Raw genomic sequence first — 23,239 nt, forward strand, 5'->3', positions numbered from 1 at the left:
ATGGAGCTCAGGAGGAGAGTAGACGTGTCAAGTAAAAAGATCGCCAATATATATCCGTTATCTCCCATGCAAGAGGGAATGTTATTTCATTCCCTCCTGGACGAAGGAACAGAGTCCTATTTCGAACAATTGCGCTTTACCATTAGAGGATTCATCGATCCAGCTATTCTCGAACAAAGCTTAAATGCGCTGATCGAGCGACACGATATTCTCCGAACTGTCTTTATCCTTGAGAAGGTTCAAAAGCCGCGACAAATTGTCCTTAAGGAAAGAAAGACAAACGTTCAGGTGATAGATATCACACACCTCTCTGAAGACGAGCAAGCTGTCTTTTTGGAGGACTTTGCGAAAAGAGAACGTCAGAAAAACTTTGATTTGGCAAAAGATGTGCTCATTCGTCTCACTCTTGTCCAAACCTCTTCTGACGCATATACACTGATCTGGAGTCACCATCACATTTTGCTAGATGGCTGGTGCATTCCGATTGTGTTACATGACTTTTTCCAAATCTATCAACAAGTAAAAGAAGAACGACCAGTCAATCTCGGCCACGTTTATCCGTACAGCCAGTACATTAGCTGGTTAGGGGAACAGGATGCAGAAGAAGCAAAAGCCAATTGGTCACGGTATTTAAGTGGCTATGAGCCGAGCACATTTATTCAAACGCAGGGTACCGGAATCAAATACAAGCAAGCAGAGCTGGTCTTTACGATTGGTCAGTCGCTGACGAGCGACTTGAATCATATCGCTAGAAAATTGCAAGTAACGGTAAACAATCTCTTTCGTACAATCTGGGGCCTCATGTTGCAGCGCCAAAGCAATATTGATGACGTTGTATTCGGATCGGTTGTCTCTGGCCGTCCAATCGATATCCCGAACGTAGACCAGATGGTTGGACTTTTCATCAATACCGTACCTGTCCGTGTTCAGATGAGTGACAATCAAACGTTTTCTGATCTGGTGAAACAAGTACAAGAAGAGTCGAGTTCGCTGGAAAAATATCATTATCTTTCCCTCGCCGACATTCAGAAAAATCAACAACTGATCGATCATATCATTCTGTTCCAAAACTATCCGATGGGCGCAGAGCTTTTGGCCCGTCTGAACCAATATAACCAAGAATTCACTCTTACAAATCTGCATGCCTTTGAACAAACCAACTACGACCTAAACATAATGGTCACCTCAGACGATACCCTCACTGTTACGTATCTTTACAATGCATCCGTATTTACGGAAGATCAGCTCCAACACCTCAATCAGCAACTCACTACTATCATGACGCAAGTGACAAAAACACCGGATATCCTTTTGAAAAATATAGAAGTGGTCAATTCCGAGGAGAAGCACCTTCAGCTCCATATTTTTAATGATACATATCGCAATTATCCTGTTGATTATTTGATTCACCAGATTTTTGAAGAGCGTGCAGAGAAACAACCACACCTCATTGCCCTAGTCATGGGAGAGCAAAAGCTTACGTATCGTGAGCTAAACGAAAAGGCAAATCAACTTGCTACATTTTTACGTGCAAAAGGGGTCGGGCCAGAAAGTATTGTCAGCTTGCTCACAGAACGCTCAGCGGAAATGATCATTGCCATTCTTGCGATTTTTAAAGCAGGCGGCGCATATTTACCAATCGACCCGGCTCACCCGAAGGAACGCATCGAATACATTTTACAAGACAGCGGCAGCGTGCTACTTCTTACCAAAAAACGCTTTTTAGAGACAATTGATTTTGCTGATCGGATCTTTGATCTGGAGGCGGATGAGCTTTATCAGGGAACACCGGGTAATCTTGCAAATGTAGCCCAAATAAGTAATCTTGCATACGTCATCTACACATCGGGTTCGACAGGCAAACCGAAAGGCGTCATGATCGAGCATGCGAGTCTATTGAACCAAATCTTCGCACTGCAAGAGCAATATCCGCTTCAAGAAAAAGATGCGTATTTGTTAAAAACGACCTACACCTTCGACGTATCCGTCGCAGAAATCTTCGGTTGGATTCTCGGTAACGGCAGACTGGTGATTCTCGAACCTGGCGCAGAAAAAGAACCTGACAAAATTTGGGAATCCATCGTTAATTATGACGTAACTCACGTCAATTTTGTTCCATCTATGCTCATTCTTTTTGTCGAGTATCTCGAGGGGCGAAAAGAGGCAAACCGACTACGGTACATCATGGCTGCCGGGGAAGCAATGCCGAATGATCTTGCGCCAAGAGTATATAAAGTATTGCCAGAAGTGAAAGTGGAGAACATCTATGGTCCGACAGAAGCTACCATTTATGCTTCCTGCTTCTCACTCACGGCAGACTTGATAGAAAATCCTGTGCCTATTGGAAAGCCTTTGGCCAACTACCAAATGCATATCGTCAATCAACATGGGCAGTTACAGCCAATCGGGGTTCCTGGTGAATTATGCATTGCCGGAGCTGGATTGGCGAGGGGTTATCTAAACAATGAAGAGTTAACGAACGAAAAGTTTGTTCCCCACCCGTTTGAAGCAGGCAAACGCATGTACCGTACGGGCGACCTGGCTCGTTATCGCAAGGATGGAAACATTGAATACCTCGGACGAATTGACCATCAAGTGAAAATTCGCGGCTTCCGGATTGAGCTAAACGAAATTCGTAGCCGGTTGATCGAAGAAGAATCGATTCGCGATGCAGTGGTAGTGGCACAAACAGATCATAACCAACAAGCGTATCTATGCGCCTATATTATCGCTGACCAGATGTGGACTGTTGCCTCATTACGTACATTGCTTCGGCAAACGCTGCCAGATTACATGGTTCCGTCTCATTTCATTCAAATGGAAGAGTTCCCTCTGACCTCGAGTGGCAAAATTGATCGCAAAGCTTTGCCGCTCCCAGATGGCAATGTGCAAACAGGCAACGCGTACAGTGCGCCGCGTAATCCGATTGAGGAATTGCTCGCCCGGATTTGGGAGGAGGTTCTTGGTGTATCACAGGTCGGAATCCACGATAACTTTTTCGAATTGGGAGGGCATTCGCTTTTAGCGACACAATTGCTGTCCCGTACATCCAAAGTATTTCAGACCCAGCTTCAGATGCGTGAGATTTTTACCTATCAGACGGTAGCAGAATTGGCTGAACGTATTCAACTCACTCGTCAAGGCACTGAGCCGATAAAGCAAAGCCCGATACAACCGTTTTCCTTGGACAGTTCCCAAGAGCTGCCACTGTCTTACGCCCAACAACGTCTATGGTTCCTTGATCGACTGATCCCGAATAGCGCCATGTACAACATTCCGGTCGGATTCCATCTGCGTGGAGCGGTTGATACGGATGTAATGGAACGTGCTTTGAATGAAATCATCAACCGGCATGAATCCCTTCGAACAACGATTAAGGACATAGAAGGACGAGCGGTTCAAATGATTCATCCACATGTACATTTGTCACTTCCTGTCACTGATCTGCGCGAGATGCCAGCAGCGGAAAAAGACACGATCTGGATGAGTATGGTGGAAGAAGATGGCGCGACGCCATTTCAGCTGGATCAATGGCCATTGATGCGGGCTGCGTTGATCCGACTGGAGGAACAAGAGTCCGTACTCTGGATAAATATGCATCACATCATCTCAGACGGTTGGTCGATGGATGTATTCGTGAGCGAGTTAAGCACAATCTATGAGGCATTCGTTAAAGAAGCAGAAGTACCGCTTGCCGATCTACCCATTCAATATCGGGATTACGCAGTTTGGCAACGAGAGAAATGGCAAGACAATGTATGGGAGCAGCAGCTCAGTTATTGGAAAAAGAAGCTGGGCCAGAGTGAACCACTTTTGCCACTTCCAACCGATCGTCCACGGACAGTGGTGCAAAGCTATCGCGGTGACAATTATTCTTTCTACGTGCCGAGGGAAGTAGGGCAAAAGCTACGCGAGCTCGGACGACAAGAAGGCGCGACACTGTTCATGACGCTCTTAGCAGCATTTAAGCACTTCATGTACCGTTATACGCATACCACAGATATTCTGATCGGAACACCTGTTGCGGGACGTAATCGTCAGGAAATCGAAAACCTGATCGGATTCTTTGTCAACATGCTGGTTCTTCGTACGGACCTGTCGAACGACCCTACATTCGTTGAACTGTTGCGACGTGTTCGTGAGACGGCATTTGATGCTTTTGCCAATCAGGATATTCCTTTTGAAAAATTGGTCGATGAATTACAGATTGAGCGCAGTCTTAGCTATTCACCGCTTTTCCAGGTACTTTTCTCCGTACAGGGAATGTCAACGGGTGTACGTAAAGGCGAAACGATATCCATTACCCCTAATGAAGTCAATCTCAACAAGACGACCAAATTTGATCTGACTCTCACCATGATTGAAGACGAGGATGACGGACTGAAGGGTGTGTTTGAATACAGTACAGATCTATTTGATCGTACGACAATTGAGCGCATGGCAGAGCATTTCCGCAATCTTTTGCAAGCTGTTGCGGCCAATCCAGCGCAGAAAATAACGGAAGTTGAACTGTTAGGCGATGGGGAGCGAGATCAGCTACTCGGCGGTTGGAATGATACTGAGGTTGATTATTCCCGCGATCTTTGCGTGCACGAACTTGTTGCCCAGATCGCACAAACGTTGCCTGATCAGATTGCGGTTTCAGGTGACCAAGGTGCAATCACCTACGCAGACCTAGATGCGAAGGCCAATCAACTCGCTCAATTCTTGCAAAAACAAGGGATTGGCTCGGAAGACTTGGTGGGAATTTGCGTGGAGCGTTCCATCGAGATGTTGATCGGTCAACTCGCGATTCTCAAAGCAGGTGCCGCTTATGTGCCGATGGACCCTGCATACCCCGAAGAACGACTCGCTTTTATGATCAAGAACGCACAGATGTCTATGGTCTTAACTCAAGAGCGGTTGGTAGATGCATTACCAGAAGGCGCTGCAACGTTCCTTTGCTTGGATCAAGATTGGCATCTAATGGCTCAGATGAGTTCGGTTGCGCCAGCGGTTACGACCAAAGCAGAACAGCTCGCCTATGTCATTTATACGTCAGGTTCAACAGGAACGCCAAAGGGAGTAGAGATCGAGCACGGATCACTCTTGAATCTAGTCAATTGGCATCAGCGAGCGTACAACGTAAATACTGCAGACCGTGCATCGCAAATAGCTGGTACAGCATTTGATGCTTCGGTGTGGGAGATTTGGCCGTATTTGACAGCGGGTGCTACGATTTGCCTCCCACAGGAAGAGATTCGTCTCGTACCGGAAAAACTGCGTGATTGGATAGTCGAATCTGGCATCACGATAAGCTTTTTACCAACTCCCTTGGCAGAGAGCCTGCTTACGTTGAATTGGCCAGCCGAATCAGCATTGCGCTACATGTTGACGGGTGGTGATACTTTGCACCAGTACCCGTCTGCGAATGTACCGTTTACGCTGGTAAACCAATATGGCCCAACAGAAAATACCGTCGTTGCTACTGCCGGCATCGTGCCGGTGCAGGGAGAACGAGAAGCGGCTCCTTCCATTGGACGTCCCATTGACAACGTTTCTGTCTATGTGCTCGACGCAAGCAGAAAACCTGTGCCTGTAGGAGTTGTCGGGGAACTTTACATCGCGGGGAAAAGTTTGGCACGCGGTTATCTGAATCGACCTGACCTAACGGAAGCCAGTTTTGTACCCAATCCGTTCTCGAGAGATGAAGGGGCACGGATGTACCGCACAGGCGATTTGGTTCGCTATTTGGTAGATGGCAATTTGGAATTTATTGGGCGCGCTGATGATCAAGTGAGCATTCGCGGATTCAGGGTTGAGCTAGGGGAAATAGAGTCGGCTTTGTATGCACATGCAGCTGTCTCGGAAGCAGTGGTGATCGTCAGGGAGGATTTGACGCCCGGGGTGAAACGACTGGTGGCTTATGCTGTGCTTCATGAGGGAGAAGAGGTACAGACGAATGAATTGCGTCAGTCTTTGAAAGATAGACTTCCAGATTACATGGTGCCTTCTGTCATTATACTGATGGATGCCCTTCCTCTCACTCCAAACGGAAAAGTAGATCGCCGCGCTTTGCCGTTACCCGATACTGTGCGAGCTCAATGGGAAGACGGCTTTGTTGGCCCTCAAACGGAAATTGAGCACAAGCTGGCCGAAATCTGGCAAGGAGTTCTAGGTGTAGAGTCAATCGGGATTCACGATAACTTTTTCGAACTCGGCGGTGACTCGATTCTAACCATTCAGATCGTGGCGCGTGCCAATCAGGCGGGTATCCGATTTACACCAAAGCACTTGTTTGACTCTCAAACATTGGCAGAATTGGCCGCAAGTGTAGATGTTCTTGAGGATGCACCACAAGTGCATAGGGAGCAGGGGATTGTGACAGGCGAATTGCCTCTGACACCCATTCAGACATGGTTCTTTGAGCAGGACATTTGCCATGTCAATCACTGGAATCAATCAGTCATGCTTGCTGTTCGTGAAGAAATGGATGCGAGTTTGTTGGCAAAAGCTTTTGCGGCGATTCTCGCGCACCATGATGCCTTGCGCCTGCGTTTTCGGAACGTCAACGGAAAATGGGAGCAATATCATGATGTCGTTTCGGATGAGGACGTCTTTCAGATCGTAGATTTGACGACGGCGGTACTTGAGACGGACATAGAGGAACAAATGCAAGCTATAGCAGACGAGCTACAAGAAAGTCTGGATATCGAAAAAGGACCATTGCTTCGTGCAGCATACTTCCAATGCGGGGACAAACAGCGTCTGTTCATTGCGATTCATCATCTCGCTGTCGATGGTGTTTCCTGGCGAATTATTCTGGAAGACTTGCAAACGGCCTATCAACAATTGACAGGGTTGCAACAGCTGCATTTGCCTCAAAAGACGACTTCTTTCAAGCGATGGGCGGAACAGTTGACACAGTACGCAGAGCAAAGCGTAGTCGACGAATACTGGGCGAATCTGGATACAAGTCATGTACTCAACGTGCCTGTTGACCATCCGAATGGAAAGAACACAGAAAGTCTAGCCGTACAAGTAAAGGTAAAACTGGGCGTGGACGAGACACGTGCCTTGTTGCAGGAGGTACCAGCCACTTACCGTACTCAGATTAACGATGTGCTACTCAGTGCTTTGGTCCGAGCCTATAACAACTGGACCGGGCAAAAGACACTTTATGTTTCAGTTGAAGGACACGGGCGAGAAGAAATCGTCGATGGCGTAGACATTTCCCGAACAGTAGGCTGGTTCACAAGCATGTATCCGGTCTTGCTGGAAATGGAGCCAAAGACAACTTGGGGTTCCCTGATAAAATCAGTCAAAGAACAATTGCGCTCGATTCCTGACAAAGGGATTGGCTACGGCATTCATCGTTATTTAAGGAAAGACGAACAAACGATAAATACCCTGCAAGCTTATCCGCAACCTGAGATTAGCTTCAATTACTTAGGACAATTCGACCAGGATCAAACGTCTGATGCTTCCTTGTTCCAGATCATTCCGAACTGGTCAGCATCCAATCTCAGCAAGGACGAAGCCCGACTCCATAAACTCGATTTCCAGAGCATGGTGGCAGGAGATCAGTTAGAAATGACCTGGACGTACAGCGGCGATATGTACGAACAACGAACGATTGAAAAGCTTGCTCGTGACTATGTGCAATCATTGCAAGCGATCATTGCCCATTGTCACGCTGAAGAGGCAGGTAGCTATACACCTTCCGACTTCCCGTTGGCGGAGTTGGATCAAAAAAGCCTCGACAAGTTCATCGGGAACAATCGTCTGATCGAGAACATTTACACACTCACCCCGTTACAAGAGGGGATGCTGTTCCACTCTCTTTATGAGCAAGCAGGCGGGGACTATGTCGTTCAACTGGTCGTGAATTTGGATCACTTGAACGTGGCGAAGTTTTCAGAAGCATGGCAAAAAGTGGTCGAGCGACATGCCATCCTCCGAACCTCCTTCTTATGGAGCGGATTAGAGAAACCGCATCAGGTTGTTCATACAAAAGTAAAAGCACATGTCGAACAACTGGACTGGAGTCACTTACCAAAAGAAAAGCAAGAAGCTCACTTACAAACCTATCTCGAACAAGATCGGAAGCTAGGCTTTGATCTCGCTCATCCGCCATTGATGCGTTGGACGTTGATTCGACTAGATTCGAAAACCAGTCAGCTTGTTTGGAGCTTTCACCATATGTTGTTGGATGGTTGGAGTACACCGATCGTACTTAACGATTGGTTGGCCTATTATCAGGCATCTGTTGATGGTACCAAAGCAGAACTGCCTATCACTCCTCCGTTTTCCACTTATATTGCCTGGTTAAAGCAGCAGAGTCTTGAGGCATCAGAGCAGTATTGGCGAAAACATCTGCATGGCTTCCGTACACCAACTCCTCTTAGCATGGGGAAACCGGGTGGAAGGACTGTGCAACAAAAAGAATACGCCGATCAAATGATTCTTTTGTCAAAGGAAACAACTGCGAGTCTGCAAGCTTTTGCCCGTAGGCATCAACTGACGATGAATACATTGGTCCAAGGTGCGTGGGCGTTGATTTTAAGCCGTTACGCAGGTGAGTCGGAAGTAGTATTTGGGACAACCAATCTGGGACGTCCTGCAGATTTGCGTGGAGTGGACTCCATGGTGGGGCTGTTTATCAACACGCTGCCTGTTCGCGTGCTTTTCTCGGAACAAATGACGGTGATCGACTGGCTGCAGAACATCCAACAGGAACAGAGTGAGATTCGTCAGTACGAGTTCACACCGCTCGTTGACATTCAAAGCTGGAGCGAAGTGCCGCTCGGACAGGCGTTGTTTGACAGCATACTCGTTTTCGAGAACTACATGTCTGGTGCAAATACAAATGCGAATACAGATATGTCACTAAACACAATCAAAGCAGTTGAGCAGACGAACTATCCATTGACATTGGTGGCGGCGCCTGGCGAAGAGCTAATGCTTAAACTGATTTATGAGACAAATCGATTCGAGCAGATCACCATGGATAAGGTATTGGCTCAGTTGATCAAAGTATTAGAGTCAATGATGGCTCGGTCTACGGAACATCTCTCTGCCATTTCATTCATCACAGACGAGGAACGCCACAAGCTGTTAGTAGAATGGAACGCAACGGAAACGGAGTATGCGCGTGATACGGTGATGCACCAGCTATTTGAGGCACAAGTAGTCGCGACACCGGATGCGGAAGCTTTAATCGTCGGAGAACAAAGACTGACGTACGCGGAGCTGAACCGACGAGCAAATCAGTTGGCTCACTATCTTCGTTCTCAAGGGATCGGTCCAGAGGTCCTGGTTGCTGTTCTCATGGAACGTACGACCGAGATGATCGTAGCGATGATGGGCATTCTCAAAGCTGGTGGCGCATATGTCCCGATTGATCCCGCGTATCCCCAAGAGAGAATCGGCTATACACTGGAAGATTCGCAAGCGGCGATCGTGTTGACCCAAGGAAGTCTGCTATCCATGCTGCCTGAGCGTACAGCAAAAGTGATCTGCCTGGATCGAGACTGGGAGGCTATCGCAGAGCAAAGCGAAGAGAACTTGCCTAATCTGGTAGAGCCAACGAACCTTTCCTATGTCATTTACACCTCGGGCTCGACTGGTCTGCCCAAAGGGGTAGCGATTCAGCATAGCAGTGTCATTGCCTTCATCGCCTGGGCGAAAACGGTCTTTTCGGCTGGAGAAATGAGTGGGGTGCTCGCCTCCACTTCTATCTGCTTCGATTTGTCTGTCTATGAAATATTCGTGACCTTAAGCTACGGCGGAAAAGTCATCTTGGCGGACAACGCTTTGCATTTGCCGAGTCTACCAGCAGGCAACGAAGTGACATTAATCAATACCGTTCCATCTGCCGCCAAAGAACTGGTGCGGATGAACGCGATCCCGGCGACGGTACGAGTGGTCAACCTGGCTGGAGAGCCACTGCCAAACACATTGGCGCAAAGTCTGTACGCGCTGGGGCATGTGGAAAAAGTGTTCAATCTCTATGGTCCGTCTGAGGATACGACCTACTCCACGTATGTACAGGTCACAAAAGGCGCGACGTCAGAACCGACAATCGGTCGTCCTCTGTCCAACACACAAGCGTATATTCTCGATGCCAACCTGCAACCTGTACCACTCGGCTTACCTGGGGAACTGTATCTTGGCGGGGAAGGATTGGCGCGAGGGTATCTGAATCGCCCCGAGCTGACAGCAGAACGATTCTTGTCCAATCCATTCCACACTGACCCGCATGCGCGGATGTATGGCACCGGGGACTTGGTCCGCTATCTCCCAGATGGACAAATCGAGTATTTGGGACGGATTGACCATCAGGTGAAGATTCGCGGCTATCGGATCGAGCTGGGAGAGTTGGAGGCTGTCCTTCGCACCCATCCGGTTGTGAAGGAAGCCGTGGTGATGGCAAGAGAAGACAAGCTGGGTGACAAGCGTCTGGTCGCGTATGTGACGACAAAAGAGGAAAGCAGCGAAGAGGCCACTGACTTAGCGGTCTGGGCAAAAGCAAAATTGCCGGAGTTTATGGTTCCATCTGTTTTTGTCTGGCTAGACGCTATGCCGCTCACACCGAACGGCAAGATTGACCGCAAGCAGCTGCCAGAGCCGGAGTGGGGGCAAATGGCTTCCACCCAAGCGTATGTAGCGCCACGCAACCAAACGGAGGAGCTGGTCGCCACAATCTGGTCGCAGGTGCTCGGCATCGAAAAAGTCGGGATTTACGATAACTTCTTCGAGCTTGGTGGGCATTCTCTCTTAGCGACACGGGTCATTTCCCGTCTTCGTGACATGTTTGCCGGAGAAGTACCCATCAGGACTCTTTTCGAAAACCCAACCGTTGCAGAACTATCCGAAGCACTGGGAAGCTTTTTGCAAGAAACAACAGGAGCTTCGATCGAACCTGTTTCACGGGAAGGTCATCTGCCATTGTCCTTTGCGCAGCAGCGTCTATGGTTCCTGGATCGTCTGATGCCAGACAGTGCCTTGTACAATATCCCGTCCGCGATGCGATTGCACGGAGATTTGAATATGGAGGCGTGGAACAAGAGCTTGCAGGTAATGATCCAGCGCCACGAAAGCTTGCGGACAACCTTTGACCACGTGGATGAGCAAGCCGTTCAAATCATTCACCCTTACCAAGAACAGCCGCTGCATGTAGTCGATTTGCGGGAGCTTCCAGCGGACGAGAGCGAAGCAGAAACACAGCGACTGGCGGGAATCGAGGCAGCTACGCCATTTAACCTGAGCGAAGGTCCGTTGTTCCGTACCACCTTGATTCGCATAAGCGAGCAAGAAGCCGTTTTCTTATTTAACATGCACCATATTATTTTCGATGGCTGGTCTATCGGTATTTTCATCAAAGAAATGAGAGCACTGTACGAAGCGTTTGTTCACGGCAAAGAACCTGCATTAGCCGATCTGACACTACAGTACGCCGATTATGCTGTATGGCAACGGAAGTGGATGGAAGAAGATGTACTTACGCATCAGCTAGCGTACTGGAAAGAAAAGCTAGTGGATGCCGAACCACTATTGGTTTTGCCGACAGATCGTCCGCGTCCATCCGTTCAAAGCTATGATGGCGCGATGTATACCTTTACGCTTCCAGCTGAGCTGTTAGCAAAATTGAGTATACTCAGCCGTGAAGAAGGATCAACACTGTTCATGACCTTGCTGGCTGGCTTCCAAACTTTGCTCTATCGCTACAGTGGGCAGGAAGACATCCTTGTCGGAAGTCCGGTTGCAGGACGAAATCGGGAGGAGATCGAATCACTCATCGGTTTCTTCATTAATACATTGGTGCTCCGTACGGATATGACAGGGGACCCGACATTCCGTGATTTGCTGACAAGAGTGAAGGAGACGGCGCTAGAAGCCTATGCCCATCAGGATCTTCCGTTTGAAAAATTGGTCGATGAACTGGCGCTAGAGCGTAGTCTCAGCTACTCGCCGCTGTTCCAAGTGATGTTTGTCCTCCAAAACTTCCAGCTAGACCTAGACGAAAAGGCTGGCATTCGCGTATCGGAATTCGATATGGACAAACACCTTGTCACCGCCAAATATGACCTGACGTTGACCATGGCAGAAAGACCAAACGGCTTGATCTCGACGTTTGAGTACAACACAGCGCTGTTTGATGAGACGACGATTGTGCGGATGTCACAGCACTTCCATCACCTACTCGAAGCCATCGTTCAGTTGCCGGAACAGACCATAACCCAATTGCCGCTTTTGCCTCAGGCAGAACGGGAGCAACTGCTAGTGGAATGGAACGACACCACGACGGCTTACCCACGGGATCAACGCGTCGATCAATTGTTCCAGCAGACCGCGATGCGTTACCCGGATCGTATTGCGGTGGTAACGGGAGACCAGAGTCTCACCTACACCCAATTGGAGACACGAGCCAACCAGGTGGCCAACTACCTGCAAAAACAAGGCGTTCGCCCAGGTTCACTCGTTGGTATTTGCGTAAAGCGTTCGCTCGAAATGCTGATCGGGGTGCTCGGGATTCTCAAAGCTGGTGGGGCTTACGTACCGTTGGATTCAGATTATCCAAAAGAACGTCTGGCATACATGATGGACGACGCTCGAGTCACCGTTTTGCTTACGCAGGAGCAACTTCTACCGTCACTCCCATCCAGTGAGCATACTGTGATTTGTCTGGATCGCGACTGGGCGATGATTGCCAATGAAAGTGAAAGTGCACCTGACATTGACACCACAGCGGAAAGTCTCGCTTACGTGATCTACACCTCTGGCTCTACCGGATTGCCAAAAGGGACGCTTGTCATCCATCGAGGCATTGTCCGTCTCGTCAAAGAAACCGACTATGTGACGATCACAGACCAGGACGTTTTCCTGCAAGCATCGACAGTATCATTCGATGCGGCGACCTTTGAGATTTGGGGCAGCTTGCTGAATGGGGCACAGCTGGTGCTGATGCCGCCTGATCTGCCTTCTCTGGAAGAACTGGGACAAGCTATTCAGACCCACAAGGTTACGACGCTGTGGCTGACGGCGGGACTTTTCACCCTGATGGTGGATCATCACAAAGAGTACCTGACGGGGGTTAGACAACTGCTCGTCGGTGGAGATGTCGTCTCGGTTCCTCACGTAAGAAAAGCGTTGGAAATCGAAGGGATCATGATTATCAACGGGTACGGCCCAACGGAAAACACGACATTCACCTGCTGCTATCCGGTCACGGAGCTGCCAGAGACGATCGGTTCTTTCCCGATTGGCCGTCCGATCAAGAATACGACTGTGTATGTACTGGATCGTAACATGCAGCCCGTCCCGATTGGCGTAACAGGCGAACTGTACATCGGCGGAGATGGTCTGGCGCAAGGATATTTGAACCGTCCTGACTTGACCGAAGAACGCTTTGTACCAAATCCGTTCTCAACCGATCCGCAGGCAAGGCTCTATCGGACTGGTGACTTGGTGCGTTACCTGCCAGATGGTGTTATCGAATTCATCGGCCGAATCGACAATCAGGTAAAAATCCGCGGATTCCGCATCGAGCTGAGTGAGGTAGAGGCAGTTTTAGCCAAACATCCTGCTCTTGCCGCATCCGTCGTCATTGTCCGCGAAGATGAACCGGGCAAAAAACAGCTCGTCGCTTATGCGGTCAAGCAAGCCGAGCAGGAGGTTGACACAGCCGAGCTGCGCCAACACTTCAAAGCACAGGTTCCGGATTATATGGTGCCATCTGCTTTTGTCATGCTGGATGAAATGCCGCTTACGCCAAACGGGAAAGTAGACCGTCGGGCCCTGCCAAAACCTGACTATGCGTACACAAGTAATGTGCACTACGTTGCACCACATACCTTGATCGAGCACAAACTGTCTGAGATTTGGCAAGACGTTCTCAGAATCGACGAAATCAGTATCAACTCCAACTTCTTCGAACTCGGAGGAGACTCGATCCTGAGTATCCAAATCGTCTCTCGGGCTAACCAAGCAGGGATTCGTCTTACACCTAAACAGATCTTTGAAAACCAAACAATCGCTGAACTGGCAGCTCTTGTTTCCACAACTGGAAACGGGGAAAGTGCTATTCAACTGGCGGAACAAGGCCTCGTGACTGGCAATGTGTTGCTTACGCCAATCCAGAAGTGGTTCTTTGCCGCAAATCAACCGTCTATCCATCACTGGAACCAATCCTTCTTGTTGACAGTCGAGGAACCGGTTGATACAAGCGCCATGGAGCGTGCCATTACCGAGTTGCTTGCACACCACGATGCTTTGCGCATGCGTTATACCAACAACGACGGTATATGGTCACAGCACATCGAGGGCTTGGGCGAACCTGTACCTTTCCATTTGGTTGATTTGTCTGGCATCTCACCAGAGGAACAATTCACGAGATTGGAAGAAATTGCAGGCGAGAAGCAAGCAAGTCTGAGCATCACGGAAGGCCCCTTGTTACGAGCTGTGTACTTCCACCTTGGAAAAGGACGCGCGGGACGACTGCTTCTCGTTGTTCATCACTTGGTAGTCGATGGGGTATCCTGGCGCATTTTGCTGGAAGACTTGCAGTTGGCCTATGAACAAGCGGTAAATGGTCAGGAGGTGCAATTCCCTTCAAAAACGACCTCGTTTAAGGCATGGGCTGAACAGTTACACACTTATGCCAACTCTGATTTGCTTGAAAAGGAGAAAGCTTTTTGGGCAAACCAAGCGTATGAAGTGGAACCACTTCCTGTCGACCGTACGTATGAGCCAGCGCAAAACACGGAGGCATCCACGAAACAGATTACACTTACGCTGACCGCCGAAGAGACGCGCAACTTGCTTCACGAGACGCTTCCTTCCTACCGTCTGCAAATGAATGACGTATTGCTTGCTTCCTTGGCAAAAGCGCTGAATCGCTGGACAGGAAAAGAGACAATGGTCGTCACTCTGGAAGGGCATGGACGCGAGGAGATTATCGAGGGAGCAGATTTATCCCATACGGTTGGCTGGTTCACAAGTATGTACCCGATACAGATTTCTATCGAGCAAGAAAAACCTTGGGGGTATACGCTGAAGACGGTCAAGGAACAGCTCCGCCGGATTCCCAATAAGGGTGTGGGCTACGGAATTTTGCGATATCTAAGTGATGATCTTGAACTACAACATCAGCTGAACGCTCAACCGAAACCGCAAATCAGCTTCAACTACCTCGGGCAATTTGATCAGACGGTGGCCGTTTCCTCTACGTTTGGCATAGCGTCTGAATGCAGTGGAGCCAATCTTGCCCCTGATTCGATTCGAGAGAACTTGCTCGATATCATTAGTGCGGTGACAGGAGATCAGCTACACGTCACCTGGTTGTACAACGAAAACATCCATGACGAACAGACGATTGCGGCGATTGCTGATGATTACATGGAAGCACTGCGGGAGATTATGTTTTACACACAATCGGCAGAAGAAATCGGCTACACACCGTCAGACTTCCCATTGGCTAATCTAAATCAGCAGTCTATCGACAAATACATCGCTTCGGATCGTCAGCTCGAAAGTGTATACTCGCTGACCCCACTACAAGAGGGGATGCTGTTCCACTCCCTGTATGAACAAGAGGGCGGCGATTATGTTGTACAGTTCCTCATGACAGTGCGAGATATTCGCTTGGAAGCATTCGAGCAAGCATGGCAGAGAACAGTCGACCGTCATGCGATTCTTCGTACCTCCTTTATCTGGGAAGGCTTGGAACAACCGCATCAAATCGTCCGAAAACAAGTAAAAGCAAGCGTGGAAATAATCGACCTGCGCCATGTGGATGTCGATAAGCAGGAAGCTGAAATCCAATCCTACATGAAAAAAGACCGGGTGCGAAACTTCCAGCTTAATCAGGCGCCATTAATGCGTTGGACATTGTTTTCCACAGACGATAATACGTACCGCTTCTTATGGAGCTTCCATCATATCTTGCTAGATGGCTGGAGTATGCCAATTGTCTTGCAAGATTGGCAGGCAAGTTATCAAGCGATCGATAAAGGCGAAGAAGAAAAATTAGAAGCAGTCCAACCATTCAGTCGCTATATCGCATGGCTCCATAAGCAAGATAAGCAAGTTGCGGAGCGCTATTGGCGGGAGCAGTTAAAAGGCTTCTACGAATCAACGCCACTTGCTATGGGAAAAGCAGGCAGTCATGCCATACAGCCTAAAGCCTACAGAGATCGTACCATTTACTTGTCCAAAGAAGTAACGGCCCACCTGCAAGCTTTTGCCCGCCAGCAGCAGTTGACGCTAAATACGCTGGTGCAAGGGGCATGGGCACTGATCCTGAGCGGCTACAGCGGATCAGACGATGTTGTCTTTGGAACGACAGTTTCTGGTCGTCCAGCAGAGCTGCCAGGAGTAGAAAACATGGTAGGACTCTTTATTAATACACTACCTGTCCGCGTCATGTTTGACCCAAGGCAAACAATACAAGAATGGTTACAAAAACTGCAAAAGACACAATTAGACATCCGCCAGTACGAGTACACACCACTTGTAGACGTCCAAGGCTGGAGTGAGGTTCCACATGGACAATCGTTGTTCGATAGTATTCTCGTTTTTGAAAACTACTTGAATAACACAAGTAAGGGGTCAGATTCCGGAGTGTCGCTGAGTGAAGTCCAAGCAGTGGAGCAAACCAATTACCCATTGACTTTGGTAGCGGCTCCTGGCGATGAACTTGCTCTCAAATTGATCTATGAGCAAGGACGTTTTGATACGGAATCGATTGTGAAAGTATTGGAACAGATGTCTCAGGTTCTACATGCTCTAACTGCTCAAGCGGAACAGCAGTTGAGTACACTTTCCTTCATCACAGACGAAGAACGCCACAAGCTGTTAGTAGAATGGAACGCAACGGAAACGGAATATGCTCGTGACGCGGTGATGCACCAGCTATTTGAAGCACAAGTAGTCGCAACACCGGATGCGGAGGCTCTAATTGTCGGAGAAGAAAGACTGACGTACGCCGAGTTGAACAGCCGAGCAAACCAGTTGGCTCACTATCTGCGGGTGCAAGGAATCGGCCCAGAGGTCTTGGTGGCTGTGCTCATGGAACGTACGACTGAGATGATCGTAGCGATGATGGGTATTCTCAAAGCTGGCGGGGCATATGTGCCGATTGATCCGGCGTATCCCCAAGAGAGAATCGGCTATACGTTGGAGGATTCGCAAGCGGCGATCGTATTGACCCAAGGAAGTTTGCTATCCATGCTGCCCGAGCGTACAGCAAAAGTAATCTGCCTGGATCGAGACTGGGAGGCTATCGCAGAGCAAAGCGAAGAGAACTTGCCGAATTTAGTGGTACCAACGAACCTTTCGTATGTCATTTACACCTCGGGCTCGACTGGTCTTCCCAAAGGGGTAGCGATTCAGCACAGCAGTGTCATTGCATTCATCGCCTGGGCGAAAACCGTCTTTTCGGCTGAAGAAATGAGTGGGGTGCTTGCTTCGACTTCTATCTGCTTCGATCTGTCTGTCTATGAAATATTCGTGACCTTAAGCTACGGCGGAAAAGTCATCTTGGCGGACAACGCTTTGCATTTGCCGAGCCTGCCAGCAGGCAACGAAGTGACATTAATCAATACCGTTCCATCTGCCGCCAAAGAACTGGTGCGGATGAACGCGATCCCGGCGACGGTACGAGTGGTCAACCTGGCTGGAGAGCCACTGCCAAACACATTGGCGCAAAGTCTGTACGCGCTGTGGCATGTGGAAAAAGTCTTCAATCTCTATGGTCCGTCTGAAGATACGACCTACTCCACGTATGTACAGGTCACAAAAGGCGCGACGTCAGAACCGACAATCGGTCGTCCTTTGTCTAACACACAAGCGTATATTCTCGATGCCAACCTGCAACCTGTACCGTTGGGCTTACCTGGGGAACTGTATCTTGGCGGGGAAGGCTTGGCGCGCGGGTACCTGAATCGCCCCGAGCTGACAGCAGAACGATTCTTGTCCAATCCATTCCACGCTGATCCAAATGCGCGGATGTATGGCACCGGTGACTTGGTCCGTTATCTCCCAGATGGACAAATCGAGTATTTGGGACGGATTGACCATCAGGTGAAGATTCGCGGCTATCGGATCGAGCTGGGAGAGTTGGAGGCTGTCCTTCGCACCCATCCGGTTGTGAAGGAAGCCGTGGTGATGGCAAGAGAAGACAAGCTGGGTGACAAGCGTCTGGTCGCGTATGTGACGACAAAAGAGGAAACTTGGGAAGAGAGCACTGACTTAGCGGTCTGGGCAAAAGCAAAATTGCCGGAGTTTATGGTTCCATCTGTTTTTGTCTGGCTGGACGCTATGCCGCTCACACCGAACGGCAAGATTGACCGGAAGCAGCTGCCAGAGCCGGAGTGGGGGCAAATGGCTTCCACCCAAGCGTATGTAGCGCCACGCAACCAAACGGAGGAGCTGGTCGCCACAATCTGGTCGCAGGTGCTCGGCATCGAAAAAGTCGGGATTTACGATAACTTCTTCGAGCTTGGTGGGCATTCTCTCTTAGCGACACGGGTCATTTCCCGTCTTCGTGACATGTTTGCAGGAGAAGTACCTATTCGTACTCTTTTCGAAAACCCAACCGTTGCAGAACTGTCCGAAGCACTCGGAAGCTTTTTGCAAGAAACATCAGGAGCTTCGATCGTACCAGTTTCACGGGAAGGTCATCTCCCATTGTCCTTTGCGCAACAACGCCTGTGGTTCCTGGATCGTCTGATGCCAGACAGTGCCTTGTACAACATCCCGTCCGCGATGCGATTGCACGGAGATCTGGATATCGAAGCTTGGAACAAGAGCTTGCAGCTACTGATCCAGCGCCACGAAAGCTTGCGGACAACCTTTGACCACGTGGATGGGCAAGCCGTGCAAATGATTCACCCTTACCAAGAGCAGTCGGTTCGTGTCATCGACTTGCGGGAGCTATCAGCGGACGAGCGCGAAGCAGAAACACAGCGTTTGGCGGGAATCGAGGCAGCTACGCCATTCAACCTGAGCGAAGGTCCGTTGTTCCGTACCACCTTGATTCGCATAAGCGAGCAAGAAACGGTCTTCCTTTTGAACATGCATCACATCATCTCTGACGGTTGGTCGATGGGAGTATTCATTCGCGAATGGTTCACTTCCTACGAAGCGATTAGCCAAAACGCCATACCAGATTTAGTTGATTTGCCTGTGCAGTATGCTGACTACGCCGCTTGGCAACGTGACTGGCTCCAAGGTTCGGTATTAGACGAACAGCTTTCTTACTGGAGTGAAAAATTAAGTGGTGCTGAACCGCTTCTCACTTTGCCGACTGACCGTTCACGTCCTGCTGTACAAACGTACGAGGGAGCGATTTATTCAATGTCGCTCGCAGGTGAACTTCTCGACAAATTACAAGCACTTAGCCGTGAAGAAGGATCGACGTTGTTCATGACCTTGCTGGCTGCCTTCCAAACTTTGCTCTACCGCTACAGCGGACAGGAAGACATCCTCGTCGGAAGCCCAGTCGCAGGACGCAATAGACAAGAGACGGAACAATTGATTGGATTCTTCATTAATACATTGGTGCTTCGTACGGATATGTCAGGAGAACCGACATTCCGAGATTTGCTGGCAAGAGTGAAGGAGACCGCGCTAGGAGCCTATGCCCATCAGGATCTTCCGTTTGAAAAATTGGTCGATGAACTGGCGCTAGAGCGTAGTCTCAGCTACTCGCCGCTGTTCCAAGTGATGTTTGTCCTTCAGAACTTCCAGCTAGATTTAGATGAAAAGGCTGGCATTCGCGTATCGGAATTCGATATGGACAAGCACCTTGTCACCGCCAAATATGACCTGACGTTGACGATGGCAGAAAAGCAAAACGGATTGATCGCAACATTTGAGTACAATACAGCGCTGTTTGATGAGACGACGATTGTGCGGATGTCACAGCACTTCCATCACTTACTCGAAGCCATCGTTCAGATGCCGGAACAGACCATTACCCAATTGCCGCTTTTGCCTCAGGCAGAACGGGAGCAACTGCTAGTGGAATGGAACGACACCACGACGGCTTACCCACGGGATCAACGCGTCGATCAATTGTTCCAGCAGACCGCGATGCGTTACCCGGATCGTATTGCGGTGGTAACGGGAGACCAGAGTCTCACCTACACCCAATTGGAGACACGAGCCAACCAGGTGGCCAACTACCTGCAAAAACAAGGCGTTCGCCCAGGTTCACTCGTTGGTATTTGCGTAAAGCGTTCGCTCGAAATGCTGATCGGGGTGCTCGGGATTCTCAAAGCTGGTGGGGCTTACGTACCGTTGGATTCAGATTATCCAAAAGAACGTCTGGCATACATGATGGACGACGCTCGAGTCACCGTTTTGCTCACACAGGAGCAACTTCTACCGTCACTCCCATCCAGTGAGCATACTGTGATTTGTCTGGATCGCGACTGGGTGATGATTGCCGAAGAAAGTGAACAGGCACCTGACATTGACACCACAGCGGAAAGTCTCGCCTACGTGATCTACACCTCTGGCTCTACCGGATTGCCAAAAGGAACGCTTGTCATCCATCGAGGCATTGCCCGTCTCGTCAAAGAAACCGACTATGTGACGATTACTGAGCAGGACGTTTTCCTGCAAGCATCGACAGTATCATTCGATGCGGCGACCTTTGAGATTTGGGGCAGCTTGCTGAATGGGGCACAGCTGGTGCTGATGCCGCCTGATCTGCCTTCTCTGGAAGAACTGGGGCAAGCCATTCAGACGCACAAGGTTACGACGCTGTGGCTGACGGCGGGACTTTTCATCCTGATGGTGGATCATCACAAAGAGTACCTGACGGGAGTTCGACAACTGCTCGTCGGTGGAGATGTCGTCTCGGTTCCTCACGTAAGAAAAGCGTTGGAAATCGAAGGGATCACGATTATCAACGGGTACGGCCCAACGGAAAACACGACATTCACCTGCTGCTATCCGGTCACGGAGCTGCCAGAGACGATCGGTTCTTTCCCGATTGGCCGTCCGATCAAGAATACGACTGTGTATGTACTGGATCGTAACATGCAGCCCGTCCCGATTGGCGTAACAGGTGAACTGTACATCGGCGGAGATGGTCTGGCGCAAGGATATTTGAATCGTCCTGACTTGACGGAAGAGCGCTTTGTACCAAACCCATTCTCAACCGATTCGCAGGCAAGGCTCTATCGGACTGGTGACTTGGTGCGTTACCTGCCAGATGGTGTTATCGAATTCATCGGACGAATCGACAATCAGGTGAAAATCCGCGGATTCCGCATCGAGCTGAGTGAGGTAGAGGCAGTTTTAGCCAAACATCCTGCTCTTGCCGCATCCGTCGTCATTGTCCGCGAAGATGAACCGGGCAAGAAACAGCTCGTCGCTTATGCGGTCAAGCAAGCCGAGCAGGAGGTTGACACAGCCGAGCTGCGCCAACACTTCAAAGCACAGGTTCCGGATTATATGGTGCCATCTGCTTTTGTCATGCTGGATGAAATGCCGCTTACGCCAAACGGGAAAGTAGACAGAAAAGCACTTCCAATGCCTGTCTATGATCGCAGCCAAGATGTTGATTCGTTTACAGAGGCTACCAACGTTATCGAACAAAAACTGGCGGAAATCTGGTGCGGCGTTCTGCGAATGGATCGTATCGGCATTCACGATAACTTTTTTGAGCTTGGGGGCGACTCCATCCTCAGCATTCAAATCGTCGCGCGTGCAAACAAAGCTGGCATCCATCTAACTCCGAAAAACCTTTTCGATCATCAAACGATTGCAGAGTTGGCAAAGGTTGCAGGCCAAAGCACTAAAATGGAAGCAGAGCAAGGAATGGTAACAGGTGAAGCTCCACTATTGCCGATTCAAAAATGGTTCTTCGAGCAAGAGCAACCAACGCCACATCACTGGAACCAATCGATGCTCCTGCAAGTGAACGAACAATTGGACGAAGAGCATCTGGAGCAAGCCATTTCCCACCTGCTCGCTCACCACGACGCGCTCCGCCTTCGTTATACCTACACTGATGGAAAGTGGAAGCAGACTCACGCTGAAGTCCAATCGGAACCAATGCTCATCGTGGAGGATCTGAGCATGATCTCGCCGGCTCAGCACATGAGAAGAATCGAAAAACTTTCACACCAAGCACAAGCGAGCCTAGATTTGGAAAACGGACCGCTCATGAAGATCGTCTATTTCGTTCTCGGGTATGATCGACCGGGCCGTTTGCTGATTGTCATCCACCATTTGGCGGTAGACGGCGTTTCGTGGCGAGTTTTGATCGAAGACTTGCAAACGGCATATAGGCAGGCTGCGGAGGGAATAGAGATTCAATTGCCTGCAAAAACAACCTCCTACAAGGAATGGGCAGTAAAAATGAATGAGTACGCAGCTTCTGAACGTATTATCGCTGAAAAGGAGTACTGGATAGCTGCAGCAGAAGAGATGGTGTCCTTTACATCGCCACTCCATAACAGTGAGTCGAACACAGAAGGGAACTGCCGGACGATAACAATTGCAATGGAGGAGGAAGAGACAGAAGCCCTGCTACAAAAAGTACCGTCCCGTTACCGCGTGCAAATCAATGATGTTCTATTGACCGCGCTAGCATTGGCACACGCCAAATGGACGGGAGAACAAGCCCTGTTAGTCAACCTGGAAGGTCACGGTCGTGAAGAATTGTTCTCGGAGGTCGATCTCTCCCGTACGGTTGGCTGGTTTACGTCCATGTATCCACTCTTGATTCGACTGGATCAGAACATGTCTCAGGAAAATGCGCTGGAAAGAGTCAAAGAAAAGCTTCAACAAATTCCGAACAAAGGTCTTGGATACGGCATCCTGCGCTACCTGACAAAAGATAGCGAGGTGTCCGAAAAGCTGGCGACTATTCCGCAACCACCGATCAGTTTCAACTATCTGGGACAATTCAATCAGGCGGGTGAAGGAGATTCCCTGTTTGGATTTGCGGAAGGAGAAAGAGGCTCCAACATCAGTCCCGACAACAGAAGGGCCCATCTGATTGATGTGGTGGGGGCAGTCACAGGAGATAAGCTGAACCTCAGCTTCCTCTACAGCGAGACATTGCATAGCGAAGAGAGTGTCGAGACTTTCGCTCGTCATTTCACAGAAATCCTGCGTTCACTGATACAGGCGGAGAAACAAAGTTATAGAGTCGAAGACTTCGAGGATGCGGACTTGAGTCAGACTGCGTTAAACAAGGTTCTCTCCAAGCTGAAGAAAAGAAAGGGGAATTAATCCA

The 23,239-nt window shown here is 49.4% G+C and carries 1 protein-coding gene; it reads left to right on the plus strand.

Features of this window, described 5'->3' with window-relative positions; all coding sequences use genetic code 11:
* Positions 1-23,235 (plus strand): linear gramicidin non-ribosomal peptide synthetase LgrB, encoded by a 23,235-nt coding sequence (gene lgrB / locus M3630_RS01230; RefSeq protein WP_251250945.1) that lies wholly within the window; start codon positions 1-3, stop codon positions 23,233-23,235.
* Positions 23,236-23,239: the final 4 nt, after the last annotated feature.

Origin of the sequence: Brevibacillus sp. MER 51 (assembly GCF_023714195.1) — a bacterium.
In the GTDB taxonomy this organism is placed as follows: Bacteria; Bacillota; Bacilli; order Brevibacillales; family Brevibacillaceae; genus Brevibacillus.

What these genes read in the sequence shown, in the direction of transcription:
- lgrB (WP_251250945.1), top strand. Translation starts at nt 1, where the DNA reads ATGGAGCTCAGGAGGAGAGTAGACGTGTCAAGTAAAAAGATCGCCAAT.